The 26,576-nt window shown below is 39.7% G+C and carries 22 protein-coding genes; 9 read left to right on the top strand and 13 right to left on the bottom strand.

Annotated features, from left to right (window positions below):
• Window positions 1–18 precede the first annotated feature (18 nt).
• Window positions 19–2,295: a HelD family protein gene (locus HXT48_RS04235; RefSeq protein ID WP_421792987.1), complete on the top strand. Its 2,277-nt coding sequence runs from the start codon at window positions 19–21 to the stop codon at window positions 2,293–2,295.
• Window positions 2,296–2,356: 61 nt separating this feature from the next.
• Here the strand turns inward: HXT48_RS04235 and nrdR are convergent, their stop codons facing one another.
• Window positions 2,357–2,812 (bottom strand): transcriptional regulator NrdR, encoded by a 456-nt coding sequence (gene nrdR, locus HXT48_RS04240; protein WP_012914031.1) that lies wholly within the window; start codon window positions 2,810–2,812, stop codon window positions 2,357–2,359.
• A gap of 232 nt (window positions 2,813–3,044) precedes the next feature.
• Window positions 3,045–3,422 (bottom strand): LysM peptidoglycan-binding domain-containing protein, encoded by a 378-nt coding sequence (locus tag HXT48_RS04245; protein WP_012914030.1) that lies wholly within the window; start codon window positions 3,420–3,422, stop codon window positions 3,045–3,047.
• 217 nt (window positions 3,423–3,639) lie between these two features.
• On the opposite strand from HXT48_RS04245, the gene lexA reads away from it, so the two are divergent.
• Window positions 3,640–4,314: a transcriptional repressor LexA gene (gene lexA, locus HXT48_RS04250; protein WP_102155756.1), complete on the top strand. Its 675-nt coding sequence runs from the start codon at window positions 3,640–3,642 to the stop codon at window positions 4,312–4,314.
• Between the two features lie 127 nt (window positions 4,315–4,441).
• Here lexA and HXT48_RS04255 read toward each other — a convergent pair whose 3' ends face one another.
• The 6 genes from HXT48_RS04255 to HXT48_RS04280 form a co-directional block, all read right to left on the bottom strand.
• Window positions 4,442–4,921 carry a GreA/GreB family elongation factor gene (locus HXT48_RS04255; RefSeq protein WP_004110818.1) on the bottom strand — a complete coding sequence of 160 codons (480 nt, stop codon included), beginning with the start codon at window positions 4,919–4,921 and terminating at the stop codon, window positions 4,442–4,444.
• Window positions 4,922–4,992: 71 nt separating this feature from the next.
• Window positions 4,993–5,400 (bottom strand): FKBP-type peptidyl-prolyl cis-trans isomerase, encoded by a 408-nt coding sequence (locus HXT48_RS04260; protein ID WP_004107148.1) that lies wholly within the window; start codon window positions 5,398–5,400, stop codon window positions 4,993–4,995.
• A gap of 280 nt (window positions 5,401–5,680) precedes the next feature.
• On the bottom strand, window positions 5,681–7,213 hold the full coding sequence (locus tag HXT48_RS04265) for an L-serine ammonia-lyase (RefSeq protein WP_421792988.1): 1,533 nt from the start codon (window positions 7,211–7,213) through the stop codon (window positions 5,681–5,683).
• A gap of 85 nt (window positions 7,214–7,298) precedes the next feature.
• Window positions 7,299–9,899: an HAD-IC family P-type ATPase gene (locus HXT48_RS04270; RefSeq protein WP_076002772.1), complete on the bottom strand. Its 2,601-nt coding sequence runs from the start codon at window positions 9,897–9,899 to the stop codon at window positions 7,299–7,301.
• Window positions 9,889–10,626, bottom strand: a complete 738-nt coding sequence (locus tag HXT48_RS04275) for a hypothetical protein (RefSeq protein ID WP_076003152.1) — start codon at window positions 10,624–10,626, stop codon at window positions 9,889–9,891. The genes HXT48_RS04270 and HXT48_RS04275 overlap by 11 nt, the downstream gene beginning before the upstream one ends.
• A gap of 81 nt (window positions 10,627–10,707) precedes the next feature.
• Window positions 10,708–13,743 (bottom strand): type I restriction endonuclease subunit R, encoded by a 3,036-nt coding sequence (locus tag HXT48_RS04280; RefSeq protein ID WP_076002771.1) that lies wholly within the window; start codon window positions 13,741–13,743, stop codon window positions 10,708–10,710.
• 208 nt (window positions 13,744–13,951) lie between these two features.
• On the opposite strand from HXT48_RS04280, the gene HXT48_RS04285 reads away from it, so the two are divergent.
• The 3 genes from HXT48_RS04285 (at window position 13,952) to HXT48_RS04295 (ending at window position 16,756) form a co-directional block, all read left to right on the top strand.
• Entirely contained in the window at window positions 13,952–14,443 is a 492-nt protein-coding gene (locus tag HXT48_RS04285; RefSeq protein WP_421793198.1) for a restriction endonuclease subunit S, read from the top strand.
• Window positions 14,444–14,554: 111 nt separating this feature from the next.
• Window positions 14,555–15,544: a site-specific tyrosine recombinase/integron integrase gene (gene xerA, locus HXT48_RS04290; RefSeq protein WP_004131423.1), complete on the top strand. Its 990-nt coding sequence runs from the start codon at window positions 14,555–14,557 to the stop codon at window positions 15,542–15,544.
• 18 nt (window positions 15,545–15,562) lie between these two features.
• Entirely contained in the window at window positions 15,563–16,756 is a 1,194-nt protein-coding gene (locus HXT48_RS04295) for a restriction endonuclease subunit S (protein WP_415688201.1), read from the top strand.
• Here the strand turns inward: HXT48_RS04295 and HXT48_RS04300 are convergent.
• Window positions 16,753–17,223 carry a restriction endonuclease subunit S gene (locus HXT48_RS04300; protein ID WP_018638196.1) on the bottom strand — a complete coding sequence of 157 codons (471 nt, stop codon included), beginning with the start codon at window positions 17,221–17,223 and terminating at the stop codon, window positions 16,753–16,755. The two genes, HXT48_RS04295 and HXT48_RS04300, sit on opposite strands and share 4 nt — an antisense overlap.
• A complete protein-coding gene (locus HXT48_RS04305; RefSeq protein ID WP_076002770.1) occupies window positions 17,213–18,721 on the bottom strand; it encodes a type I restriction-modification system subunit M in 1,509 nt (502 codons plus the stop codon). The genes HXT48_RS04300 and HXT48_RS04305 overlap by 11 nt, the downstream gene beginning before the upstream one ends.
• A gap of 188 nt (window positions 18,722–18,909) precedes the next feature.
• Here HXT48_RS04305 and HXT48_RS04310 point away from each other — a divergent pair, with 188 nt between their 5' ends.
• Together HXT48_RS04310 and HXT48_RS04315 are read left to right on the top strand one after the other, a co-directional pair.
• Window positions 18,910–19,176: a type II toxin-antitoxin system HicA family toxin gene (locus HXT48_RS04310; protein ID WP_076002769.1), complete on the top strand. Its 267-nt coding sequence runs from the start codon at window positions 18,910–18,912 to the stop codon at window positions 19,174–19,176.
• Entirely contained in the window at window positions 19,170–19,568 is a 399-nt protein-coding gene (locus HXT48_RS04315; RefSeq protein WP_076002768.1) for a toxin-antitoxin system HicB family antitoxin, read from the top strand. Before HXT48_RS04310 ends, HXT48_RS04315 begins: the two co-directional genes overlap by 7 nt.
• A 62-nt stretch (window positions 19,569–19,630) precedes the next feature.
• On the opposite strand, the gene HXT48_RS04320 is transcribed toward HXT48_RS04315, so the two are convergent.
• Window positions 19,631–20,236: a pyroglutamyl-peptidase I gene (locus HXT48_RS04320; RefSeq protein WP_102155277.1), complete on the bottom strand. Its 606-nt coding sequence runs from the start codon at window positions 20,234–20,236 to the stop codon at window positions 19,631–19,633.
• A 399-nt stretch (window positions 20,237–20,635) separates the two neighbouring features.
• Here HXT48_RS04320 and nox point away from each other — a divergent pair, with 399 nt between their 5' ends.
• Both nox and HXT48_RS04330 read left to right on the top strand, forming a co-directional pair.
• Window positions 20,636–21,976: a H2O-forming NADH oxidase gene (gene nox / locus HXT48_RS04325; protein WP_033888677.1), complete on the top strand. Its 1,341-nt coding sequence runs from the start codon at window positions 20,636–20,638 to the stop codon at window positions 21,974–21,976.
• A gap of 158 nt (window positions 21,977–22,134) precedes the next feature.
• Window positions 22,135–23,268, top strand: coding sequence for a 4-hydroxybutyrate dehydrogenase (locus HXT48_RS04330; RefSeq protein WP_102155279.1), 1,134 nt, complete (start codon window positions 22,135–22,137; stop codon window positions 23,266–23,268).
• 108 nt (window positions 23,269–23,376) lie between these two features.
• Here HXT48_RS04330 and HXT48_RS04335 read toward each other — a convergent pair whose 3' ends face one another.
• Together HXT48_RS04335 and HXT48_RS04340 are read right to left on the bottom strand one after the other, a co-directional pair.
• Window positions 23,377–25,455 (bottom strand): YhgE/Pip domain-containing protein, encoded by a 2,079-nt coding sequence (locus tag HXT48_RS04335; protein WP_102155759.1) that lies wholly within the window; start codon window positions 25,453–25,455, stop codon window positions 23,377–23,379.
• Complete coding sequence (locus tag HXT48_RS04340) at window positions 25,445–26,221, bottom strand: ATP-binding cassette domain-containing protein (RefSeq protein WP_004110838.1); 777 nt, start codon at window positions 26,219–26,221, stop codon at window positions 25,445–25,447. The genes HXT48_RS04335 and HXT48_RS04340 overlap by 11 nt, the downstream gene beginning before the upstream one ends.
• Window positions 26,222–26,576: the final 355 nt, after the last annotated feature.

Below are 26,576 nucleotides of genomic sequence, written 5' to 3' on the forward strand. Positions count from 1 at the left end.
TACGAAGAATGGAAGCGTATGTCTACCTATTCCTCACAACTTAGCGAAGAACAACAAGCTGTTGACCGAGCTTATAGCCGTCTAGATGATTTGCGTAATACTATTCGCGCGCGCTTAGACGCTGTGCGCGCGTCAGGTTCGCACGGTTCACCAACACAGCGCACAGAGCGCGACTCATTCGCAACCATGTACGAAGATCGTCTTACACAATTACGAGCTGTTGAAGATCGTCTTGTTTTTGGAAGACTTGATAACACAGAAGGCATTAGGCGATACATTGGTCGCATTGGTTTGCTTAGCGAAAACCATGATCCTATTCTTACAGATTGGCGCGCTGAAGCTGCACGACCTTTTTATGAGGCAACCCCTTCGCATCATGGCGATATTGTTATGCGTCGTCATATTACACTCCGTTTCAGAGACGTTATTGGTGTTGAAGATGAAGTACTTGACATACATTCTGATGAAATAGGAAAAGCTTCACAACAAGGTACTCTTACTGGTGAAGGAGCACTGCTCGCATCTTTAGGTTCTCGCAGAACCGGCAAAATGACTGATATTGTTGCCACTATTCAAGCAGAACAAGATCGAATTATTCGCGCTCCTCTTGATCACACTATTGTTGTACAGGGAGGTCCTGGCACAGGAAAAACAGCTGTTGCTTTGCACAGAGCAGCCTATTTGTTATACACTCACAGGCGCAAACTTGAGCGTTCAGGAGTTCTTATTGTTGGTCCAAGTTCGGCATTCTTGCGTTATATTGATCAAGTACTCCCTTCTCTTGGTGAAACAGGTGTAGTAAGTAGAACTATTTCCGACTTAATTCCTGGAATTTGTGCTACAGATGAAGATTCTCCATACGCAGCAAAATTAAAAGGAATGTATCGTATGCGAACAGTTATTGCGAATGCAATTGCCGCTCGTATTCGCGTTCCTAAAAATCTTCCAACAATTCATGTTGGAGGATTTAGTATTCCTCTTCTAAAAGAAGATATTGAGATAGCTCAATCAGATGCTCAACGGACTCACCAGCCGCATAACCAGGCACGAAATACTTTTATAAAAACCGTGCTCAGCATATTGAAAAATCGTTATTTGGAAAAACTTGATTATGTTCCAGATCAAGCTGAATTAAACGATATAACTTCTCAACTTCGTCTTGACGATAAACTGCGCATTACTTTAAATCTTGCATGGTTACCTATGACTGGAGAATGGCTCATTGACCAACTTTTTGCTAAACCTGACAAATTACGCACATACGCACCTTGGTTAAGCGACGAAGACATTAACTCACTTACTAGACCAAAGGGCAGCCCGCTTACTCGTTCTGATATTCCATTACTTGATGAAGCTATGGAATTGCTCGGTCCTGATCCAAAACTTGACGCTCAAAGATCTGCAGCACAAGCAAAAAAACTTGAAGAACAACAATTTGCAGCTGACACTTTAGCACAAGCTGGTATTGGAAATGGCATAGTAACTGCCGATATGCTTCTTGATAATCTGCAAGGCAACGATGCAGGAATGCTTGCCCGTAAAGCAGCTTCTGACCGCGAGTGGACATATGGTCACGTAGTTGTCGATGAAGCTCAAGAGCTTACAGCAATGGATTGGAGAATGCTTATTCGTCGTTGTCCTTCACGCTCCTTTACTATTGTTGGCGATGTTGCACAAACTTCTGCGCTCGGAGGAACTCACAGATGGCAGAAGAATATGAATTCTCTATTTGGAGAACCAAATTGGGATCTTTACGAGTTAACAATTAATTATCGAAATCCTAGTGAAGTTTCTGAAGCAGCAAGCAAAGTTGCAACAGATTCAGGATTATACATTTCTACTGTTCATGCAGTTCGCTCAGTACCTGATTCACTCGTATCACAAACGGTTGAATCACAAGATGAACTCGATACTGCACTTGCAGAATCTTGTACAAAACTATTCGAAAAATTTGTCTCTGATGATGGTAGTGGTCGTATTGCAATCATTACTCCTAACAGTATGGTTAGCCATGCTAAAAAGGTTGTAAATCAAGCATTAGAACATGCATTACCTGAAAAATTATGGAATCAGTTAAACAAACAAAATGCCGATGATTGCCAATGCAGCGTTTGCACAGCTGAGGAAGTAAAAGGTCTTGAATATGACGCTGTCATAGTGTTGCAACCTTCTCAGATTGAGCAGGAAGCAGCATCTAGACTAACTGCTGCAGCCAATCTATATGTTGCAATGACTAGACCAACTCAAAAATTGCATATAATACGCACTGCAGATGACGCAAATTTTGAGAAATAGAACTCAAAATAATGCAAAAGCGCAGGGAATAGATATTCTGTAACAATAATCGATAAAATTATTATTTTTCTGTTTTACTGCGCTTTAAATCTTCAATGGCATGTTCAAAATCTTCAAGACCTGCGAAGTTTTGGTACACACTTGCAAAACGAAGATATGCAACTTCATCTAATTCACGCAATGGCTTAAGAATAGCTTTGCCAACTTCTTCAGATGTAACTTGCGCTAAACCTCGTGCTCGCAAATCAGCTTCTACTCGCATACCAATTGTCTTTAACGCTTCAGCATTAATGGGACGTCCTTGACATGCTTTGCTAACACCGGCAACAACTTTTGCCCGATCAAAAGGTTCAATAGAGCCTGAACGCTTCATTACAAGCAACTGAGTTGTTTCCACCGTAGTAAATCGATTACCACAAACTTGGCATTCACGTCTACGGCGAATAGAGTAACCATCTTCACTGATACGAGTATCTATAACTTTCGTATCAGAATTCTTACAAAAAGGACAATGCATATATTCAGCATACTAAAAAATAGCGAAAAACTACATAATATTATTCACTTTATTCAAATATTTCCGAATATTATACGATTTTATTGTCCATAATCCGAAATACTCCATAAAACACACTGAATATTACATCATCATTTTCAGTAAAACTTAGCTCATCAGTTTCAATTTCAAATATAGTAATATTTTCCCTTCTCATATTTCCCCCATTTTCATACTATTTGCACTCAATCAACTATTGAGCATCATTTAATGGAACATTAATAGACTGTCCGATAACCAAATCTTCAGAAGAAAGATGATTTAAAGCCATTAAACGCTCTACATTATCTGATATATCACCGTTTTTAGGAGTAATAGTAGCAGCATAATTCCATAACGTATCTCCAGGACGAACTGTATATGTAACAACTCTTTCAGGTATTGCAGAAACAGCAGTCTTTGGCATAAACAATGTACAGAATGTTATTGCTGTCATCAAAAGTACAGTTACACGAAAAACTCTAGTTTTGCGCGCATGCTTATTAGAAACGCAGCGTTTACGAATCAAATAAGTATTTTCTTGCATACCTACTCTAACTTCCCTGCCACTTCTAATTAATGACGTACTCATAATTATCCTTTCTCCTTCCTTAATCGACTGAACATTTGTTCTATCGAACAGATGTATTAATAATGACACATTTGTTCGATAGTTGCAACGGCGTGTCGAACAGATGTTTGATTTTTTTAAGAAAGTGCGTTAAAATAGTAAAAGCGAAAGGAGCACCATGAATAACGATGGCACAAATAACGATAACAATGGCATTAATGCTAGCGATATTAGCGCAATGTCACTTACTGACCGCCAACGCAATATTATCAATGCCATCCAAAACAATATAAAAATTCATGGATTCCCTCCTTCTTTCCGCGAAATCGGAGAAGCAGTTGGACTTAGAAGCCCATCTTCTGTGAAACATCAATTGCGAACACTTGAAGATAAAGGGATTTTGCGAATTAATGCAAATAAAGGTCGCGCTATTGAAATTCTTGATAATTCAATTGTTGAAAAGAATTCAAATAACAAAATTAATAAAAATTCTTCAAGAGTTGCCAATATTAGCGCATACGAATCTGATTCTGTTATAAATTCTAGAGATGTTCCTCTAGTGGGAAGAATCGCAGCAGGAGCTCCAATAACAGCAGAACAGCATATTGAAGATGTAATGCGATTGCCAGAACGTCTTACAGGTACAGGAAATCTTTTTATGCTTGAAGTACACGGCGATTCGATGATTGACGCCGCTATTTGCGATGGCGATTATGTAGTAGTTAGAGAGCAGCATGAGGCTGTAAATGGAGACATTGTTGCAGCACTGTTAGATAACGAAGCAACTGTTAAAACTTTCAGAAATGACCACGGTCACGTATGGCTTATTCCACATAATCCGGCTTACTCTCCTATTGACGGATCACACGCAACTATTATGGGAAAAGTTGTTACAGTTTTGCGAAAAATATAATAGAACTTACCCACCAACCCCTCAAAAAATATTCTCCCCACTTATTTCAAAATATGGACTAAGTGGGGAGAATAATATTTATAAAATCAACTTATGCAGATTATGAAAATCATGTAACTTACGCAACTTACGCAAGTGGATGCGAATCCTTAATTGTCACTGAAATTTCACGTCCATTTGGAGCTGCATAGCTAACAGTATCACCAGCATGAGCACCCATAATAGCTGCCCCAATTGGAGATTCCGGGCTAATAACGTCATAATCCGTAGCTACAGCAATATCGCGAGAACCAAGAACATAAGTCATTTCTCGACCTGCAAGCTCAAGAGTAACCAAAGAACCATTGCCAACAGTGCCATCCTTCGGTGCTTCAAGAATCTTCGCATTACGAAGCTTTACAATAAGCTCATTAATGCGACCTTCATTCTTTCCTTGCTCTTCACGAGCAGCCTGATAACCACCATTTTCAGACAAATCACCTTCAGCACGAGCTGCAGCAATACGCTCAGTGATTTCTTCTCGATACTCACCTTCACGATGTGCTAACTCTTCTTTTAGTTTGTCATACGCTTCCTGCGTAAGTAAAATAGTTTTTTCTTCAGCCATTGCTACCTCCTTATACAACAATCTCTAAAAATAAAAACTATGCGTTCGTAAATAAAATTCACGCTCTTCTATCAACGAGTTGAAATAATATCAACAACAAATACCAACGTGTCTCCGCCGCCAATACCGGCTTGCGGTATGCCACGAGAGCCATAACCATACTCTGGAGGAATAGAAATCAACAAACGAGATCCAACATTATGACCTGGAACAGTACGATCCCAGCCCTGAATCACTTGACCGACACCAATACCAAAACTAGCTGGAGTATGACGAGCAAAGCTTGAATCAAATGGCTTGTCGCTACCCCAAACCACACCATGATAATTCACAGTTACAGTGTCACCTGCACGAACTACAGGACCATTACCTTCAACTAATTCAACAACTTTAAGGCCTGCTGGCGGTTCAGATTCAGGGAACGTCACCGTTGGCGTAGTGCCAAATTCTGCAATCACTTCTGGCATATCTTGTGCCATATTTCCTCCTTTACAAACTCCAAACAGTATAATCTGAACAGTATAACATCTACACAGACAGCTTTTAACCATCCTGCATTACTAAAGCAGCGCATTTTAAATAGTACATTTAAGTAAATGCACATTCGAATAAATGCAGTTTAGACTAACACTTCCTAGATTAACCTGTCCTAGATTAGCACTGAAACGTTACGTATGTACATGAAATATACGCATTGTGTATAACTTAGCAAAAATTAATCTCAAAACATCAACGAATTAATGCAAAAATATTAGCAAATTAGCACTCAACAACGTTTACAGCTAGCCCACCTTTTGAGGTTTCGCGATATTTAGACATCATGTCATGACCAGTTTCTTTCATAGTCTTAATCGCTTTGTCAAGGCTTACCATGTGCGAGCCATCTCCAAGCATTGCCATTCGAACAGCATTAATTGCTGTATTTGCAGCCATAGCATTGCGCTCAATACAAGGAATTTGTACCAAACCGCCTACAGGATCGCAAGTTAATCCCAAATGGTGTTCTATACCGATTTCTGCAGCATTTTCAACCTGTTCCGGGGTCCCTCCCAACACTTCGCACAATCCTGCAGCAGCCATCGAACAAGCAGAACCAACCTCTCCTTGACAACCAACTTCAGCTCCAGAAATTGAAGCATTTCGTTTAAATAAGTAACCAACAGCACCTGCAGCAAGCAAGAATCGCACAACTCCATCTTCATTAGCAGAATCAACAAATCGCCAATAATACTGCAATACTGCAGGAATAATTCCTGCAGAACCATTCGTTGGAGCAGTAACAATACGCCCACCACCAGCATTCTCTTCACTAACAGCGAGCGCAAAAAGATTAACCCACGCAGAGTCTGAACTTTCTAAAGCAGCATCCGAACGACGACGATTGTTACGAAGCATGTCTGAATTTGCAGCCAAACGCTCATACATGTGAGGAGCTCTGCGAGGCACATCAAGACCTCCTGGCAAAATCGGTTGCTTTGAGTTGCATCCGTTTTCTACACATTTACTCATAACTTTCCAAACATGCAGCAAATAGTTGCGCACGTAGTCAGCATCACCTTCATGCAATGCAAGCTCGTTTTGCCACACAACATCGCTTATTGACATATACTTTTCTCGGCAAATATTTATAAGCTCGTCGCATGAAGTAAAAGGATAAGGTACAGTGGAATCTTTTGTTTGATTTGAGGAGCTTGCAGCATTATCACTACTATTTCCGTTATTACTTTCGCTATTACTTTCGCTATTACTTTCGCTATTATTCTCGCTTACACCATTCTTATTGGCATTATTTTCATCTTGCTCAGTAACACGCTCATGCAAGCCAACCATTGCATCATCTGCACACCCTTGACGAATAAATCCGCCGCCAATTGAATACCAAACTTGCTCATCGATTTTATTTCCGTCAGAATCAGTTGCAACAAAACGCATTCCATTAGGATGAACAACCATTCGCATCCATTTTTCAAAAATTACGTCCTTATCGTAATCAAAAGCAATAGTATGTTCACCTGCGAGCGTTAAAGTGCCAGTTTTTTTGCATTCCTGACGAATAGTAAGCATATGATCAGTGTCTACATTATCTGGAAGATTTCCTTCAAGACCTGCAACGCAAGCGCGATCAGTGCCATGACCAAGACCTGTTAAAGACAGTGATCCGTAAAGAGTCACACTTACGTGCGCAACGTTTGCAAGACTACCACTTTTTTTAAGCGATGAAACAAACGAACACGCAGCTCGCATAGGACCTACTGTATGTGATGAACTAGGACCAACGCCTACTGAAAACATCTCTAAAATACTAAACACGTATCTATTGTAAGCATCATTAAGCTCACGTCGACACACTAATTACATGAGAAATATGTTAGATTGTTCACTTCTTACTTTGTTTAGATAACAAGTTTGCTAAACTCACGCACACAAACCATAAGATTACAGCTAAAACAACAGCTATAAGCATTACAGTAAACGCGCTTCCTGCAGTCGGCACGTGAATTTCGAAGAATTTTGCAGTAAACGGTATAAAAGCTCCAGCAACTCCAGCTGCAGCAAATAGCGCAACCATAATTCCTCTCCACGAGCGCAACGGCTTGGCAACGCTTGCAAGCACGAGTATGCCGAGAACAAATACGATTACGGAACAAATACTGCGAGTAGTTACCAAAGCTTGCACGTTTGAGACAATAAAACGAGATGCTATCAAATTATTTGCAACAACATCGTCAAGATTTAATCCCAAAACTCGCGGAGCTATAACAGCAGTAGCGAGCACAGAAGCAGCTATAGCAAATCCGCTAGGAACAGCAAAACGAACAACTCGCTTCAAGAAACCTGGAATGTATCGACGAGTATTAGGTGCTAAAGCGAGCAAAAATGCTGGAATACCAATAGTTAAAGAACCAATATAAGTAATGTGACGAGGCAAATACGGGAAGTGCAACGCTAGAAGCACAACTCCTGCAGAAATAAGCGCAGAATAAACAGTTTTTACAAGGAATAAGCCAGCCACACGTTCCATATTTGCCATCACTTGCCTACCGCGAGCCACAACATCCGGCAAATGCGAGAATCGTGAATCAACAAGAACCACTTGAGCTACAGCTTTTGCAGCAGGAGCAGCATTGCCCATAGCAACGCCCAAATCAGCTTCTTTAAGAGCCAAAGTATCGTTCACGCCATCACCAGTCATAGCAACAACATGACCTTGAGTGTGAAGCGCCTGAACAATCGCTTTCTTTTGATGAGGAAGCACGCGCCCAAGCACATCCACATTTTCAAGCACTTTAGCCAATTCGTTAATATCTTCTGGCAATTTTCTAGCGTCCATTGCAGCAGGCTTGCGATCTCCTGTTAAGCCAACTTTTGCAGCAACAGCCGCAACTGTTGTAGGGTTATCTCCCGAAATTACGCGGCAACGCACACCCTGCTCACGGAACCATTTAAGCGTTTTGCGAGCATCATCACGAATACGCTCAGAGCAGCGAACTAAAGCAATAGGATGAGCATTTACGCAAATAGTTGGAGAATCACCAAAAGTTTTATCTGTTTCTGTTACGCTACTTACGCTGCTACTATCGCTACTTACTTTTGCAAGCAGCAGCACGCGCTCACCAAGCTCCGCATAAGAATTAACTTTCGCTAAAAGTTCATTAGTATTTGCATAATCAATCGCGCTGAGCAACACTTCCGGAGCACCCATATACCAAGTTGCACGCTCTCCACTGCTTTGTACATATTGCACAGCACTCCACTTTCTAGCAGAAGAGAATGGAAGACGGTTAGATACATGCTGGCTAGCTGCAACTCCTTTAGAGCCAAGCCCTTCCATAATCGCAACACCTGTTGCGTTCGGATTTTCTTCATTTGATAAGTCGAATAAAGCTTGATTGGTTTGCAAGTTGGTCTGCAAAGATATTTCGGCACCACTATTATCTAGATTTTCCACGCCAACGAATGCAATACCACCGTCGGTTATAGTGCCAGTTTTGTCCAGATTCAAGCAGTCTACGCGCGCTAAAGTTTCTACAGATTCCAACTCCTGAACTAACGTTTGCTTACGAGCAAGCCGCATAGCAGCCACCGCAAAATTAAGCGAAGTAAGAAGAACCAATCCTTCTGGAATCATGCCAACAACGCCTGCAACAGCAGAAACAACAGCTCCCCTCCAAGCACCAGTCTGCCAAGCTTCAACAAATCCGCCAACCTTGTGCATTTGCGACCACACAAGCAGCACACACAAAGGCACCACAACCATCGTCATATACTTCAAAATCGTGTTAATTCCACGGCTTAAGTCGGAAATTGTTTTGGTATAAACTTTCGCTTGCGCCGCCAATTTTGCCGCATAACTGTGCTCTCCTACGGCAGTAACACGCGTTAAAGCCATTCCAGAAACTGCAGTAGATCCGGAATAAACGTTATCACCTTTTGCTTTTCGAACTGTAGCAGACTCGCCCGTGAGCATGGACTCATCCATTTCCAAACCCCACGATTCCAACACTTCTACATCCGCTGGAACCTGCTCGCCAGCTCTAAGCCACAAAACATCCCCAAGCACAATATCTTTGTGCGGAATCTCAATATTTTTTCCACCTCTACGCACCATTGCGTAAGACGCCACAAGTATAGAAAGCCTATCCAAAGTGCACTTTGCTTTTAATTCAGTCACAATGCCAATTCCAGTATTTACCAGAATTACCACACCAAAAACAGCATCCTTCCACGAACCAGTGGCAAGCACAACAACCATTGCTGTGAAAATAATCGCGTTAAACAATGTAAACACGTTCGCGCGCACAATATCCATTAAAGAGCGAGAAGTCTGCTTAGAAGTAATATTCACATCTCCGCGAGAGACTGCCTGCGCAACTTCTTCTGTGCTCAAACCAGAAACTTCTACTTTAGGAAGCACCGCAATAGCGTTATTTTTGCTAATTTCTGTAGATGCCATTGCGTTTTGTTCGTTATTTGTCATTTATAATCACTTCCCTACCGTGTGGCGTATTGTCAATTATTGCTCGAACAATGCTTAGCAAAGACGAACGCTCAAATTTTGATTTCTTGCTTTTATTGTTTAAAGATTCGCTATTTTTTGATAAATCAGATTCATGAATATTTTTTCCAATTCCACTTCCATCGCTATCAAAATACAAAGTAGCTGCGTATAAAGTTGCGTCTTTTGGTGCTTTTACAGGATTTATTAACGCAACTGGCACTCCAGCGTAACGCGCGTATTGCAGCGCAGAAATCCATGCTTTGCTTTCGTTTTGTTTATTGCGAGTGCTGTTATTAAGCTTGTTATTCTCTTTTATATTTGATTGATTATTAGCGTTATGCGGATCGTCAACGCCTGTTACGTCGAGCGCGTCTATAAGTATTAATGAAACAGGTTGCTCGCTTGCAGCGCGAATAGCTTGCTGAGCCGCTTCGTTGGGATTAATAACATTTGATAGTGGCACATAAGAAGCACTCAATTTTGACGTTTTACAATGCTTCATAACTTCGTCATCAAGCGCAGCTAATTTTGAACCAATCACAAGAAGATGAATATCATCAATATCCACACCATCGTGGATTATGTCTCCAGCGCGACCAGTGCTACCAACGGCTTTACCCTGCGGCTCGCAAGCACTCAACGTACCCAACGTTAAAGCAGTTACGACAGCAGCCGCAAAAATGGTAATAGCACGTTTAGAAAACATAAGACTTTTATACCACACCTTCAACATAAGTGGCTGTTGTGGGGGTAAACTCCTCCACAACACGCGCAGACATTCACTACACTACAAATCTGTTCTATCGGACCACTGTTCACACTGCTTTATAACAGTTTCAAGTGCATACTCGCGTTTTTTAGGTGGATAACCATACTTCTTTAGAAGATGCTTGACGCAGGATCTCATTTTGGCACGCGTTGATTCTTTCTTTTGCCAATCAATAGTGCGATTTTTACGTAATGTTTCTGTAAGCTCTTTTGTAATGGCAACAAGCTGGTCATTCTCATAAAAATCTTTTATCGCTTGCGGCTTTGTTAATGCATCATAAAAAGCAAGTTCTTCATCAGTAAGACCAAGTTCTTTACCAATATTTTTTTCATGCATAATCTGTTTAGCCATATCGCATAATTCTTCTATGACCTTTTCGTTGGTAATCATGCCATTAATGTATCTATTTATAATATTTTGCATTATTTCGCTAAACTTTTCAGATTTTACAACATTGGTCTTTTTGTATATGCGAACCTGTTCCAAAATAAGACTTTCCAAAATCTTTACAGCAATATTCTTTTCCTTCATTTTTGAAACTTCACTCATAAATTCAGAATCAAAAATTGAAAAACCTTCCTTAAAATCGGAGAAAAGATTTATAACACCCTCACTTTTAATACTATTCTTAAGAAGGTCGTTAATTCTGCTATTCATCTCTTGAAGAGAAATTTTCTTGCCAGATCCGCTATCACTTATACGAGATAAAATAACGCGTACAGACTCAAAAAATGCCGCTTCAACTCTTAAATCACGCTCAACAATTGACGAGCATAAAGATAATGCTTGATGCAATAGAAGCGCTTCTTTTACAAAATTCTTTAATTCTTTCTCTTTACTTACATCGAGTATAAAATTGACTGCTCCAGAAACAGCTTTTGATCTTTCTAAATTAGTTCCATTAACAAATTTTGAATAATCGTATCCATAAAAAAGATCTTTGCAAATCGACAATTTTTCTAAGAATTTAGGATAAGCAGAATGAGATATATCCATATCACCATAATTTTCTTTATCCCTAACAGTATAGTCTTTCATAGCCTGCTTCAAAGCAGAAATAATGCCTACATAATCTACTATTAAGCCACCTTCTTTACCTGCAAATACTCTGTTTACGCGCGCAATAGTTTGCATAAGGTTATAGCCCTTCATCGGTTTATAAATATACATGGTCGAAAGCGACTGCACATCGAATCCAGTAAGCCACATGTCAACAACTATTGCAATCTTCATATCACTATTGTCATCTTTGAACTCTTCTGCCAGAGCCTTACGATGACTTTTATTGCCTATAATTGCTCTCCACTCTTCAGGATCTTTGTTGCTTTCAGTCATTACAACCTTGACTTTTTTATCCCATTGAGGTCTTAATTCAAGAATCTTATTATAAATTTTTATTGCAATTTCACGAGAATACGCAACAATCATTGCCTTGCCTGTTAAAAGATTTTCGCGATAATTCTCATAGTGAGTAATAATATCTTTAACAAGTGAGTCTATTGTTGAATCATTACCAAGAATTGCATCAAGCGTTGCAACTTCTCTTTTACTTTTCTCAATAACTTCAGAATCAGCATAATCCGCCATTGCATCATATTCATTATCAATCATGCGCAAAGTTGATTCATCAAGCCTAAGCTTTACAACCCTACTCTCATAGTAAACAGGAGTTGTGGCCCCATCGGCAACAGCCTGAGTCATATCATAAACATCAATATAATCACCAAATACTTCGCGAGTATTTCTATCTTTAGCTTCAATAGGCGTTCCAGTAAACCCTATAAAAGTTGCGTTAGGTAGAGCATCCCTTATAACTCGCGCATTACCTACTTTAATTTCGCCTTCACTGTTTACTTTTTCAGAAAGACCATATTGGCTACGATGCGCTTCATCAGCCATAACAACAATGTTTTTGCGATCTGACAATGGCTCAGAAGACTCTTCAAACTTTTGCATAGTAGTGAAGATAATTCCGTTTGCTTTTCTTCCTTCCAGCAAACTCTTTAAATTATTACGACTTTCAGCATGCTTAGGCTCTTGCCTAAGAAAATCCTTGCACTTAGCAAACTGAGAATATAATTGATCGTCTAAATCATTTCTATCAGTAATAACAACTATTGTTGGACTGTTTAAGACTTGCTGAAGCAAGTGCGCATAAAACACCATAGACAACGATTTTCCACTGCCTTGTGTATGCCAAAAAACACCGCCTTTTCTATCTGTTTCCGACGCACGCTTAGTTGATTCAATAGCTTTTTTAACAGCAAAATATTGGTGGTAGCCAGCTAAAATTTTTATTAATTCACTGCCATTTTCTGAAAAACAAATGAAGTTTTTTATAATATCAAGCAAGCGTTCTTTAGTAAACATGCCTTCAAAGAAAGTATCGAATTGCGCATATTGTGTATTTTCATAACTTCCATCTTTAGATTTCCAACACATAAAACGATCTTCTTTGGAAGTAATAGTGCCAGCCTTACTAGTAAGCTGATCACTTATAACGCAAATGCAGTTGTATATGAACATGGAAGGAATTTCTTGCATGTAATTCCTAATTTGCAAATAACCTTCTGAAGCATCAGTGTTTTCTCTAGAAGGAGATTTCAGTTCCATTAAAACTACTGGTAATCCATTAAGGAACAAAATAACATCAGGTCGCTTATTGCTATTTTCAATATATGTCCACTGATTAGCTACCACAAAAGAGTTATTATTCTTATTTTCGTAGTCTGCAAGATAAATAATATCTGAATGCTCTTCACCATCTTCAAAATATTTTACTTCAACGCCATTTTGCAAATAATTCATGAATAATTCATTCTTTTGCACAAGCTCTGCATTCTCAAAGTTCTTGATTTTGCGCAATGCTTCTGATATTGCATGTTTTGACGCACTAGGATTCAGCCTATGCAGAGCATCATTAAGCTCTTCTTCGTATAAAGGGCTATAAAAATCACGTTCTAAATCTGGAGCATATACATGCTTATAACCCATATTTTGAAAAAGCTCTATTATAGAATTTTCATAATCTGCTTCAGTATAGGATTCTTGCATGCTTCACACTCCCTCGTATTAGGATTTCTATTATTATCCTACTATTTGAGAAGTTTTGCACTATATAAGCAAATTTATTTAGATAAACAAGAATTTAGAGGAGCAAGCACAGGCAATTTTTAAGTCTTGGTTCGTAGATTTCGAGCCATTTAATGGAAACATTCCACCTGATTGGAAGGAATATAAGCTTAGCGAGTTCCTACCCGTAATAACTGGCAAAAAAAATGCAAATGTTTCTTCAATAAGTGGTCTGTATCCATTTTTCAGTTGCTCTCAAAATCTTTCTTGGACAGATGACTATTCATTCGAAGGGAGTGCAATCCTAGTCGCTGGAAATGGGGACTTTAATGCAAAATTTTATAATGGCAAATTTGAGGCTTACCAGCGCACTTATGTCTTGATTCCTTACAATGAAAAATATACGGCATGGTTATACTACGCAATTAAGCAGAATCTAAAAAAAATTACGTTAGCTGCCCGTGGTTCGGTTATCAAATTTATTACTAAAGGAAACCTCGAGAACTTTTCGTTTTATGCACCAAGAGATCTTGACAATTTCTATATCATTGACAATTTTGACGCAACCAATAATATCATTGCTTCAAATCGAGAAGAAAATATTAGACTATCCATGTTGCGTGACACTCTCTTGCCAAAACTAATGACCGGTGAACTCGATGTCTCCAACATCAACCTTTAAGCCACTAAATTCTTGTTTAGCGTACAGCCATAACTCTTGCGAGTGACGGGAGTTAAAAATAGGGATTGCCACTCCGTAGTCTTTCTCTACGATAGAAAAGGAGAATAGACTATGAAACAGAAAGTAATAAATGAGGTTATGCAAGGCATGCTCGGCTGCCTCAACAATATGCAGTTAGAAAAGCTGCAAGAAGTGCTGGAACACGCATTGTTCCATAAGCAAGTAAGCGAAACAGAGGAAGAAGCTAATGCGGAGCTAACAAATGAACAGTTTCTGAATAATTTTCTCGCAGCCAAGCGGATCGAGGGATGCTCTGAAAAGTCGTTAACTTATTATCGGGCAACAATTGAATGTATGACAACAAGAATTAAAAAGAATGTCAGAGAGATGGAAACAGATGATCTGCGTACATATTTGACAGAATATCAGCATGAGAAAAACTCAAGCAAGGTTACTGTGGACAATATTAGAAGAATTCTATCGAGCTTCTTCTCTTGGTTGGAGGATGAGAATTATATTCTAAAGAGTCCGGCACGTCGTATCCATAAGGTTAAAGCAGCTTTAACTATCAAAGAAACATACACCGATGAAGCCTTGGAAAAAATGCGCGATAATTGCGAAGAAGCAAGAGATCTGGCACTAATAGATATGCTTGCATCAACGGGAATGCGTGTTGGAGAGCTGGTTCTCCTTAACAGGAATGATATCAACTTTGAGGAACGGGAATGTGTGGTGTTCGGTAAAGGTAGCAAGGAGCGAATGGTGTACTTTGACGCACGAACTAAGATTCATTTGCTTAACTACTTGCAAGAACGCACTGATGATAATCCGGCACTATTTGTCACTTTGCGTTCTCCGCATGAGAGAATTAAAATTGGTGGTATAGAATCACGCTTGCGTGAAATGGGTAAACATCTGGATATTCTGAAAGTTCATCCACATAAGTTCCGCCGCACGCTTGCTACGATGGCGATTGACAAAGGTATGCCTATCGAACAATTGCAACAACTGCTTGGTCATAAGCGGATTGATACTACACTGCAATACGCAATGGTAAAACAAAGCAATGTAAAATTAGCACATAGGAAATATATTGGATAGATAGGTAAAGGTGATTATATGCAAATTGGAGAAGTGGCTAGCTTTCAAAATGGATATGCATTTAAGTCAAAAGATTTTGTGCAGGATGGAAAGTATAAGACTATCAAGATTAAAGAATTAAAGAATGGTAAGGTTAGATTCTTTAATGATAGTGTATCGGTAAATGTTGATGATGAACGAATTATTGAAAAATACATAGTAGAAAAGGGAGATGTTTTGTTTGCACTTACAGGGGATCCTGTTAATAAAAACAATCCCCTAAGTTGGGTAGGTAGAGTTTCTATATATGAAGATGATCAATTGGCATTACTTAATCAACGAGTATGCAAACTGGTTCCAAATGAAGAACTTAATGCCAAATATATTTACTATTACTTCCGTGCATTCAATAATTTTTATGCTTTGGCATCTATTGCAAAAGGAAGTGCAAGTCAGGCTAATATATCTACAAAAGATATAGAGGCGATGGAAATAGACTTACCATCTTTGATTATACAAAATAAAATAGTTTCGGTATTAGATTCTATTGAAGAAAAGATTAACCAAAATAATAAAATAAACAAGAATTTAGAGGAGCAAGCTCAATCAATATTCGCCAATGAGTTTTTATCTCTTGCTACTCTACCCAAAGGCTGGAAACAAGCCAGTTTGATAGACATTGCAGACTATCTAAACGGTCTTGCTATGCAAAAATATCGTCCAACCGCTGACGAAAGCGGCATTCCGGTTCTTAAAATCAAGGAACTTCGTCAAGGGTGTTGTAATGATAATAGCGAGTTATGCTCTCCAAGCATTAAATCCGATTATATCATTCACGATGGTGATGTTATTTTCTCATGGTCGGGCAGTCTCCTAGTTGATTTTTGGTGCGGTGGTACATGCGGATTAAACCAGCATCTGTTTAAGGTTACATCAAATATATATGATAAGTGGTTTTACTATTCATGGACTAATTATTATCTTCAAAAATTTGCTGCAATTGCTGCTGATATGGCTACAACGATGGGACACATTAAGCGAGAAGAGCTTGCTAAATCTAGAGTGCTAATACCTTCGAATTCTGATTATGAACGCATTGGTGGCCTTCTTGCACCTTTATATGATCTCGTAATCTCGAATCGTATAGAGAACAGTAAACTTGCCACAATACGTGATACATTACTCCCAAAACTAATGACCGGTGAACTCGATGTCTCCAACATCAACCTTTAAGCCACTAAATTCTTGTTTACCTCATTATTGAGTTTTATTTTTTTATCAATAGGCTCAAGCATAGACAGTACCTTTTCTTGGTAATCAAGGTCTGGAATGCCAAACTCAAGCCGATTGAGCGTTTCTGTCCGCAGGCTTGGAATCGTCGTTCCTTCGTTATAGGAATCCAAATCAAGCAAGGACATGAGATAGTAGAGGTACTTTGGAATTACAAGTTCCTCATTTACCTCTGTGTAAAACAGAGTATCTACTGTCCAGAACGGATGATCCACATAACGAACCTTATTAATTGTTCCTTTTCGCCCTATTAATACAGATGGATAATTGTATAGAGAACGCGAAGCATATCCCATCAATCCACCAGTTCCATAGATAGGAATATCACCATTATCTGATTGAACATTTTTTTGGTTCTTTCCGTATCTGATTTTGGCAATTTCTCCTAATGAAAAAACATCAAATTTCATACCCAATTGCCCCCAAATTTTTCTTGATTTCAGCTTCTAATTCATGCGATTTTGCAAACATTTCTGAAAGTTCAGAAGTAAGCCTAGTCATCTTCTCTTCAAATGGCTCTCCGTCATCATTTTGCTCTTCAATACCAACATATCTTCCTGGAGTAAGAATGTAATCTTGATTAGCTATATCTTCTGTTGTTGCTACTTTGCAAAAACCTTTAACATCTTCTAAAGTACCATTCTGAAAAGCTTCAAACGTATTGGATAATTTTTGTATATCTTCATCTGAAAGATCCCTATGCTTACGGTCAATCATATGACCCATATTTCTGGCATCAATAAAAACAGTTTTACCAGTCTGCCTCTTATTCTTAGTAATAAACCACAATGTAACCGGTATAGTAACGCTGTAGAAAAGCTGAGTCGGCATAGCAATAATGCCTTCTATTAAGTCATCTTCAATAATTTTCTTTCGTATATCGAATTCTGAAGTAGTTGAAGTAGACAAAGCACCATTAGCAAGAACAAGACCAATTTTCCCGTTTGGAGCAAGATGATGAATCATATGCTGAATCCAAGCATAATTAGCATTTCCTGCAGGAGGGACTCCATACTTCCAACGCACATCATCAAGTAGTTTTTCTTGATTCCACGGGTGATAATTGAAAGGAGGGTTAGCAAGAATAAAATCAGCTTTCAAAGTAGGATGCAAATCATTAGTAAAAGTATCTGCCTGATACGGTCCTAAATCTGCATCAATACCACGAATAGCCATATTGATTTTAGCCATTTTCCAAGTGTCTGGATTAGCTTCTTGTCCATAAACAGAAATAGTTCCACGACGATGACTGTGAGCCTCAATAAACTTCTCAGACTGAACAAACATTCCACCACTACCGCAGCAGCAATCATACACGCGGCAATTATCGAACGGTTTTAACACGGAAACCAAAGTTTTTACTATGCTGGAAGGCGTATAGAATTCTCCACCATCTTTACCTTCTACAGCAGCAAATTGAGCTATGCAATACTCATAAGTTCTTCCGATAATGTCTTCATCAAGTCCATTACCGCTCATATCAATGCTATTTGTAAAAATATCGACAACGTCGCCAAGAACCTGCTTATCCAAATCAGGATTTGCATAATTTTTTGGCAATACGTTCTTAAGACTCTTATTTTCTCGCTCAATAGCATCCATTGCATTATCGATGACTTTACCAATTTCAGGAGTATGAGCAGCAGAAGCAATCACATTCCATCTTGCATTTTCTGGAACATAGAAAATATTATCAGCAAGATACTCATCACGATCGTTTTCAAAGCCATCATTTTCTTCTACAAGTTCTTTATAACGCTTCTCAAATGCAGTAGAAACGTACCTCAAAAAAATTAAGCCAATAATTACTTTGCGATATTCAGCAGCTGGAATATGCCCCCATAAAACGCATGCAGCATCCCATAATTGCTTTTCAAAACCTATATTCGCCGCATTTTTATCAGCCATCTATATACCAACCACCTATCTACTTGCAAAGCTTAATCATCTACAGAATAAATCTAGTATTAAGTTTACATCAATTAACGATTTACTAATTAAATCTAGGTATCATAAACCAACGTAGACATTGACACCACATGTAACACCACTTATAATTTTATAAACACAAAAATACGCTATTAACTGGGGGTGAAATGTCGCAATGGGACAAATTACTTAAGCGAATACTTAGCTTATCTAAAGATATGAGATTTGATGAATTGAAAAAAGTGCTAGAAGCCTACGGATATGAAATGTGCAATCCAAGAAGCGGAAGCAGTCATTATACTTTTCGCAAAAATCACGCAAACCCAATTACAATTCCTAAGCATGAACCAATCAAAAAGATATACGTAGAAATGGTGAAATCTGTAGTAGAAGCAGAAGATGAAGAAATAAAAGAGGAAAATCAAATATGGTAAAAACACTTACAAATAAAACGCTTAGCTACTACATGTCACTGCCATACAAACTTGAGATTGTAAAAGATCCAGATGAAGGCGGATTTGTGTCCTACTACCCTGATTTGCCAGGATGCATAAGTTCAGGAGACTCCGAACAGGAAGCAGCAGCAAATGCGCAGGACGCTAAGCATGCTTGGTTTGAAGCAGCTCTTGAAAGCAAAATCAACATAAAAGAGCCGTCTTACCATGAGCTGAATGACTATTCTGGTCAATTCAAACTGCGTCTACCTAAAGAATTACACAGGCAATTGGCTGAGCAATCTCAAGCCGAAGGAATAAGCATGAACCAGTATTGCGTGTATCTTCTTTCGCAAAATAACGCTATTGAACGCGTGCTTGAGCGAGCATAGAAAATACAATTCGAGCTATTCCCCAAAATTTCACACTATTCATTAGTAATTACTCGTAATTATTAGCAATCATCCGCAATTACTTGCAATGCAACTTCAATACCTCGAAGCATATCAGCTAAACTCATGGAACTCGTACTCGGCTTATCAAGAACTTGCTCAGGCAAATACGGAACGTGAATAAAACCGCTCTTAATCGGCAATTTCCTAGTATGGCAATAATAACAAACACTGTAAAGCACATCATTGCACACGTACGCGCCCGCAGAAAAAGACACAGACGCCGGCAATTTCGCCTTATTCAAAGCCTCAACTATATTTACAACTGGCAAAGTCGCTTTATAAGCCACATCACCATCCTGCACAACAGGCTCATACCAAGGTTTATATCCACTATTATCTGGTATACGCGCAGCTCTACAGTTAATGCCAACATACTCAACGTTAAAACAAGCAGAACCACCAAATTGTCCTAACGAAAGCACGGCATTAGGGTGAACTTCCTCTATTTTTTCAATAACTTCTTGCGCACCCTTGTTAAATTCCGTAGGGATATGTAAACGAACAAGTTCCACACCATCAGGCGCATGCACTGATCGTGCAATCTCCCACGACGGATTTATAGACTCATTATCAAATGGCGTAAAACCAGTAATCAAAATACGCATCACAATACCCCTTCACACGAATATCACTTTATTAAAACATTAAAACGCACCACAAAAAACTGTACATATGTGAATGTCACTGTATATAAACAGTATACAAACTTCAGGATTCTACTATGTAATTCATGTTCGCAAAAAGATTAGTGATAGTCAGATTGTGAAATACACCCCCACAACACGCACAAAATCAAAATTGGTAAGACTCGCATTCGTGTAATAGTATTGTGCATTGGATGTGCATTCGCGCCGCAGCGTGAATTAAACAAAGCAGTTGAAGCACATACAATAATTTCAACAGAATTTAGCGAAATTAAATTAACTAAATTAAATTAATTTCAGCAGAATTCAAAAGAAATAAACAAAACTAAAACTAGATTCAATGACGAAAAGAGATTACCGATGACGAAGATCATTCAGATTGGCGCAAATCACGCCGGCACTGCCTGCGCTAACACCATTTTGAGCTACCCAGGAAACGAGCTTACCATCTACGATCAGAATAGTAATATTTCCTTCCTTGGTTGCGGAATGGCTTTGTGGATTGGAAAGCAGATTCAAAGCAGCGACGGACTGTTCTACCAGAAGCCAGAAGATTTCGTTAAAAAAGGCGCTAAGGTAAATCTTGAAAGTAAAGTTCTCGACATTGATTACGCAAAGAAAGAAGTAACAGTCGAACTTAAAGACGGCACTGTTATTCACGATTCTTACGACAAGCTGGTTCTTGCCACCGGCAGCCTTCCAAACAAGCCTCGCATTAAGGGCATTGACTTGGAAAACGTGCAAATGGTAAAGCTTTTCCAGAACGCTCAAACTGTTATCGCTAAGCTTCAAGAGCGCGATTTCCGTAACGTCGTGGTTCTTGGCGGCGGCTACATTGGCGTAGAACTTGCAGAAGCTTTTAAGCGCCTTGGCAAGAACGTAACTCTTATTGACATGGAAGACCATATTCTTAACGGCTACTTTGACCCAGAGTTTTCCGATAATTTGAAGCAAATTATGGAGAATAAAGGCATTAAGTTTGAACTTGGTCAAACTGTTGAAGAAATTGTTGGAGACACTGAAGTCAAGGCTGTTAAAACAAGCAAAGGCACTTACGAAGCCGACATGGTGATTTGCGCTATTGGCTTCCACCCAAACGTTGCGCTCGGAAAAGACCACTTAAAGCAGTATGCTAACGGCGCTTTCCTCGTTGACAAGAAGCAGCAAACTTCCGATCCAGACGTGTACGCAATCGGCGACTGCGCTACAATCTACGACAATGCTCGAGACCGCGTGAACTACATTGCGCTCGCTACTAACGCCGTTCGAAGCGGCTTGATTGCAGGTCACAACGTTTGCGGAACTCCTGTAGAAACCGAGGGTGTGCAAGGCTCTAGCGCAATGATGATTTACGATTACAAGCTTGTTTGCACTGGCTTGAGCTTGACTGCCGCTCAAAAAGAGGGCATGGACGTTGATTACGTTGATTTTGAGGATACTCAAAAGCCTGCGTTTATGGAAGTTGAGAATCCAAAGGTGAAGATTCGCATCGTTTACAAGAAGGATACGAAGGTTATTGTTGGATGCCAGTTGGCTTCTAACTACGATATGTCTGCCGCAATTCACCTGTTCTCGCTGGCTATTCAAAAGAAGGTCACGATTAAAGAGCTTGCTTTGTGCGACATCTTCTTCATGCCTCACTTCAACCAGCCGTACAACTACATTACGATGGCTGCTTACACGGCTTTGTTGAAGGGATGATTAGACTTTGCTGATTAGCTTAAATCGCATTTATTAAACCAAGCAATCTGTTCTATAATGGAGCAGTTGCTTGGTTTTTTAATCATCCGCGCACAAAAGAGCGCACAAAACGCGCACTATTAGCATAAGACATGCAGATTAAAACAAAGGAGTCTAGGATGAAGCAGCTTTCTATTAAACCAACTATTCATAAGTTCGAGAACGCACGCGACTTCGCGCAAGAATTCAAGCTCAGCAAGGGCGATTTGGTTATTACAAACCAGTACATTTGGGAGCCTTATTTTGGCGATTTGAATCTTGATTGCGACGTGATTTTCCAAGAGAAATACGGCAAGGGTGAGCCGAGCGACGCAATGGTTGATGCAATCGTTAGTGACATTCACACAACTCCAAAGCGCGTGATTGGCATTGGCGGCGGCACTGTTTTGGATATTTCGAAGGTTTGTGCGTTGAAGCAAACAAGCCCGCTTGAAGACTTGATTGACGGCAAGATTCCTGCACAAAAAGGCGCGGATCTTATTCTTGTTCCAACTACTTGCGGCACTGGCTCCGAAGTTACGAACGTTGCGGTGTTCTCGCTTACTAGGCGCAATACCAAGAAGGGTTTGGCGAACGATGCTTGCTATGCTACGGACGCTGTTCTTATTCCAGAATTGTTAAAGAGCCTGCCTGATTACGTTTTTGCAACCAGCTCTATTGACGCTCTTACGCATTCGATTGAGTCCGCACTTTCTCCTATTGCAACCGAGCTTACAAAAATGTTTAGTTACAAGGCTTGCGGGCTTATTTTGCAAAGTTATATGCGAGTTGTTAAAGAAGGCAGCAGCGCAAAAAGCCAAGTTGTAAGCGACTTGGTTTCGGCAAGTCTTTACGCTGGTATTGCGTTTGGTAACGCTGGCTGCGGTTGCGTTCACGCGATGGCTTATCCGCTTGGTGGAACTTTCCACGTGGCTCACGGCGAAACGAATGCAGCTCTTCTTACCAGCGTTTTGAGATATTATGCTAAGCACGACACTAAAAACAGCACTAGCGCTGAAAACACTGAGCTTTCTAAACTTTTCGACTTTATGGCAAATATTCTTGAATGCCAAAAAGCGGACGTACTAGACAAGCTCGACGAAGCGCTTAACACCATTCTTCCTAAGCACAAGCTTCACGAGTATGGAATGACCGAGGATATGATTCAAAGTTGGGCTGCAAGCGTTGTCAAAGAGCAGCAGCGACTTTTGAAGAACTCCTACATGCATATGGACGAAGCCGCCATTGCCGAAGTCTACGCGTCTACTTTCTAAAGTCGGATAACGTATTTATAAAGTAACTAAATTAAACAAAATTCACTAAAAAATCCCCGCAACCAACAAGAGCTGCGGGGATTTTAATTATCGCGCCTACATGAACACTTATGCATCAAGCGTTATTACAGGATGCAAATCAAACATTTTTACAGTACGCTTCATGCGGAAGGCAATACTTGTTATAGCAATCGCAATAACGCCGAAAAACACAAGCATTCCAATGCCTGAAACTATTTCACCACTGTTCTTTCCAGACATTGCTTGACGCAACCCCATAATCGAGTACGTCATTGGCAAATATGGGTGAACAGCTCTAAAGAATGCCGGCGTCATTTGTACTGGGAACGTTCCTGCAGAGCTTGTGATTTGCAACATAAGTAGCACAATCGCAACTATTCGCCCTGGCATGCGGAACACCACCATAATCATTTGCATTATAGCCATAAAGACTATTGACGCTATAATCCCCAGCGCGTAGAATGCACCAACATTATCGATTTGGAACTTCAACGCTCCTTGAACAACGCCCATAAGAATAATCGCTTGCGAAACGCCCATAATCACAAACGGCGTCAAGCTAATAAGCGCGCTTTTAAGCGGATTCATGCCGTTTAGTATCGCTCGCCTATCCATAACTCTCAAAACGAATGTTGTCATAAGAGCACCAACCCAAAGGGCGATAGAAATAAAGTAAGGAGCAAAACCAGTTCCATAGTTTTCAACGTGCGAATACTCGTGCTCCTCCAAGGAAACTGGTGCGCTCATCATCTTACTTTTTTGAACAATACCGTTTACTTTTCCAGACTTTTGAGCATCTTTAAGCCCGTCATGCAATTTCTTAGTACCATCAACAAGCTTTGGAGTGTTATCAGATAGCTTCTTAGCGCCGGAATTAAGCTGATCAGAACCGTTCACTATTTTCGCAGAACCTTGTGCAGCTTCATTCACGCCACTATTTAGTTTCTCGCTACCGTTACTTACTTGAGCCAAACCGTCAGCAAGCTTATTTGTGCCAGCAACTAACTTATCTGAACCAACATTAACTTTCTCCATGCCTTGCATAAGAGCCTCAGCACCGCCCTTTATTTGCAAGCTCCCTGCAGAAAGCTTGTCTGCTCCAGCGCTTAAAGCAGAAAGATTTGTTTCTAGAAGATTAGAATTTTCACCTAATCCTTCTGCCAATCTTTGCAAATTAGCAAGCACGTCTTCCTTTGTTACTGCTGGGTTTTGCGCTTGCATAAGAAGACCAGTAATTTGTGCTTTTGTTTCAGCGTTTCCAGCTTTAACATGTTCTTCTAATTCGTTGCTTGAAGCTGCAAGCTTTTGAGCTCCTTCATAGAATTCGCTTGTCGCTGCCGATAGCCTTTGCGTTCCTTCGCTTAACTGTTGGGCTCCGTTTGCTAAATCTTGCGTTTTTTGTGCAAGATATTGAGCTCCTTCTTTGCTGCGAGCATTGGCTTCAGTTAGCGTATTCGCGCCTTTTTGAAGCTCCCCTAATCCGCCTTGAAGTTTTTGCAAAGATTGCGAAAGTTTATTCGACCCATCTGCAAGCTTATTTATTCCGCCTTGCAAAGACTTTGAACCTTCATGCAATGCTCCAGCACCGTTTGCAGCAGCACCAAGAGAATCGGAAGCTGAATTAACTTTCGCAAACATGTGCTCCCAATACTCTTGAGCAATCGCCTCGCTAATCTCAGTACGCATAGTGCGGAAAGCAGTTTTACCAATTTGTGAAGCCAGCATATTGCTTGCTTGATCGTACTTTACGTGAAGTTTTGCTTTAGTTGGAGTATCGTATTGCGCGGAAGCAATGCACTTACTGAAGGAAGCTGGAATAGTTGCTACCATAAAATAGTTGCCATTTTTAAGGCCCTTATTTGCTTCAGCACTATTTACAAAATTCCATTGGAAACCTTCACTACCGTCTTTTTGATTCTTTAAACGAGTTTTGATTTCGTTTCCAATGTTTCGCATTTTGCCGTTAATCATAGCGCCATTGTCTTCAACAACAACAGCCACAGGCACAGTATCCAAAGTCTTATAAGGATTTGTAAATGCCCATAAGTAAAGCGATCCGTATAAAAGTGGAATCAAAGCTACGGTTCCAATAACAAGCTTTCGAGCTTTTCCTTTCATCGTATTGTTAATCTCACGAAATGCAAGAGCAATAGTACTAACGTGCATTGTTTTCACCACCGTTTGCTTCACTTGTAGCAAGTTGAGAATCAGTATGAGAATTTTCTGTTTTCTCATTATTTGGCATAAGTCTTAAGACTTGATCCGCTTGCTTTTCTAACTCACTTTGCAAAACTCCAACAAGGCAGGAGCAGTAGTTTTTGCTAACATATTCGCGAATATCGGAAAGTAAGCATTCGCGTTGCTCACTAGTAAGCTCCGTCTCAATTCCATCAACAAATAGCAGCCACGGTTGCTTTAATAATGCCAACGCAATTGCCAAACGCATGCGCTCGCACGGAGTCAACTCTCCTATTGCTGTTTTGTGAGGAGAAAATACTTTCCATTGAGCAAGAAGATTGTACGCGTATTGGCGCAATGCTTCGCGATTTTTTACATCATTTTTATACTGTTCGCGAAATAGTGGCGAAGATGATGCGAGTTTTAGCTCACTCATCAAAGCTTCTTCTATTGTTTGCATTTTGTAGAATTCGTTAATTCCGTTGAATAATCCCAATCCCACATATTTACGTGATTTTTTAAAATCGTTAGGAAGAGTTGAGTCCGCAATAGTAAGAGTTCCGTTCGTAAATTTCATATAACCAGACAGTGCAAGCAGCAAAGCTGATTTTCCAGAGCCGTGTTCACCTGATATTGCAACGATTTGATGAGGCTCTACTTTTAACGATACGTCCCAAAATGGTGTTCTTCTAAATATTTGTAAGCCTAATTCTTTAGCTTCTAAAAGTGTTTTACTATCTTTCATAATTTGCATGTTTGACGCTTGTAATTAAGATATGTCGTAATATCCTTTTTACTTAGAGCGCCAGGCATTCCTCCTTACTCTAAATACTCTAAATAACTTATTTTCAGTTTTTTAGTTTTTCAGTTTGTTGTTTATTGTTTACTGCTTATTTTTAGATCTTCACAATTAGCAAAACAATTTTTAATTTTCGCATTGCTTTATCGCCACTTTTCAGCGGTAAACTCACGTTGCAATACTGCAATAAAACGGTGTAAAACCGAACATTTGGTGATTTATCAATTCTTCACCACTAATCATTTAGAATACTCTTTTGTGCAAACAATTGTTGAGTTACACTAATTTTTTTATTTAATTGTTTATATTT

This window comes from Gardnerella sp. KA00127, assembly GCF_049244125.1.
Lineage (GTDB): Bacteria > Actinomycetota > Actinomycetes > Actinomycetales > Bifidobacteriaceae > Bifidobacterium > Bifidobacterium swidsinskii.

What these genes read in the sequence shown, in the direction of transcription:
- HXT48_RS04275 (WP_076003152.1), bottom strand. Translation starts at nt 10,626, where the DNA reads ATGTTTTCTAAACGTGCTATTACCATTTTTGCGGCTGCTGTCGTAACT.
- HXT48_RS04300 (WP_018638196.1), bottom strand. Translation starts at nt 17,223, where the DNA reads ATGAAATTTGATGTTTTTTCATTAGGAGAAATTGCCAAAATCAGATAC.
- HXT48_RS04335 (WP_102155759.1), bottom strand. Translation starts at nt 25,455, where the DNA reads ATGCACGTTAGTACTATTGCTCTTGCATTTCGTGAGATTAACAATACG.
- HXT48_RS04330 (WP_102155279.1), top strand. Translation starts at nt 22,135, where the DNA reads ATGAAGCAGCTTTCTATTAAACCAACTATTCATAAGTTCGAGAACGCA.
- HXT48_RS04295 (WP_415688201.1), top strand. Translation starts at nt 15,563, where the DNA reads ATGCAAATTGGAGAAGTGGCTAGCTTTCAAAATGGATATGCATTTAAG.
- xerA (WP_004131423.1), top strand. Translation starts at nt 14,555, where the DNA reads ATGAAACAGAAAGTAATAAATGAGGTTATGCAAGGCATGCTCGGCTGC.
- nox (WP_033888677.1), top strand. Translation starts at nt 20,636, where the DNA reads ATGACGAAGATCATTCAGATTGGCGCAAATCACGCCGGCACTGCCTGC.
- HXT48_RS04320 (WP_102155277.1), bottom strand. Translation starts at nt 20,236, where the DNA reads ATGCGTATTTTGATTACTGGTTTTACGCCATTTGATAATGAGTCTATA.
- HXT48_RS04245 (WP_012914030.1), bottom strand. Translation starts at nt 3,422, where the DNA reads ATGAGTACGTCATTAATTAGAAGTGGCAGGGAAGTTAGAGTAGGTATG.
- HXT48_RS04305 (WP_076002770.1), bottom strand. Translation starts at nt 18,721, where the DNA reads ATGGCTGATAAAAATGCGGCGAATATAGGTTTTGAAAAGCAATTATGG.
- nrdR (WP_012914031.1), bottom strand. Translation starts at nt 2,812, where the DNA reads ATGCATTGTCCTTTTTGTAAGAATTCTGATACGAAAGTTATAGATACT.
- HXT48_RS04340 (WP_004110838.1), bottom strand. Translation starts at nt 26,221, where the DNA reads ATGCAAATTATGAAAGATAGTAAAACACTTTTAGAAGCTAAAGAATTA.
- HXT48_RS04270 (WP_076002772.1), bottom strand. Translation starts at nt 9,899, where the DNA reads ATGACAAATAACGAACAAAACGCAATGGCATCTACAGAAATTAGCAAA.
- HXT48_RS04310 (WP_076002769.1), top strand. Translation starts at nt 18,910, where the DNA reads ATGTCGCAATGGGACAAATTACTTAAGCGAATACTTAGCTTATCTAAA.
- HXT48_RS04265 (WP_421792988.1), bottom strand. Translation starts at nt 7,213, where the DNA reads ATGTTTTCAGTAGGCGTTGGTCCTAGTTCATCACATACAGTAGGTCCT.
- HXT48_RS04280 (WP_076002771.1), bottom strand. Translation starts at nt 13,743, where the DNA reads ATGCAAGAATCCTATACTGAAGCAGATTATGAAAATTCTATAATAGAG.
- HXT48_RS04260 (WP_004107148.1), bottom strand. Translation starts at nt 5,400, where the DNA reads ATGGCACAAGATATGCCAGAAGTGATTGCAGAATTTGGCACTACGCCA.
- HXT48_RS04255 (WP_004110818.1), bottom strand. Translation starts at nt 4,921, where the DNA reads ATGGCTGAAGAAAAAACTATTTTACTTACGCAGGAAGCGTATGACAAA.
- HXT48_RS04315 (WP_076002768.1), top strand. Translation starts at nt 19,170, where the DNA reads ATGGTAAAAACACTTACAAATAAAACGCTTAGCTACTACATGTCACTG.
- lexA (WP_102155756.1), top strand. Translation starts at nt 3,640, where the DNA reads ATGTCACTTACTGACCGCCAACGCAATATTATCAATGCCATCCAAAAC.
- HXT48_RS04235 (WP_421792987.1), top strand. Translation starts at nt 19, where the DNA reads ATGTCTACCTATTCCTCACAACTTAGCGAAGAACAACAAGCTGTTGAC.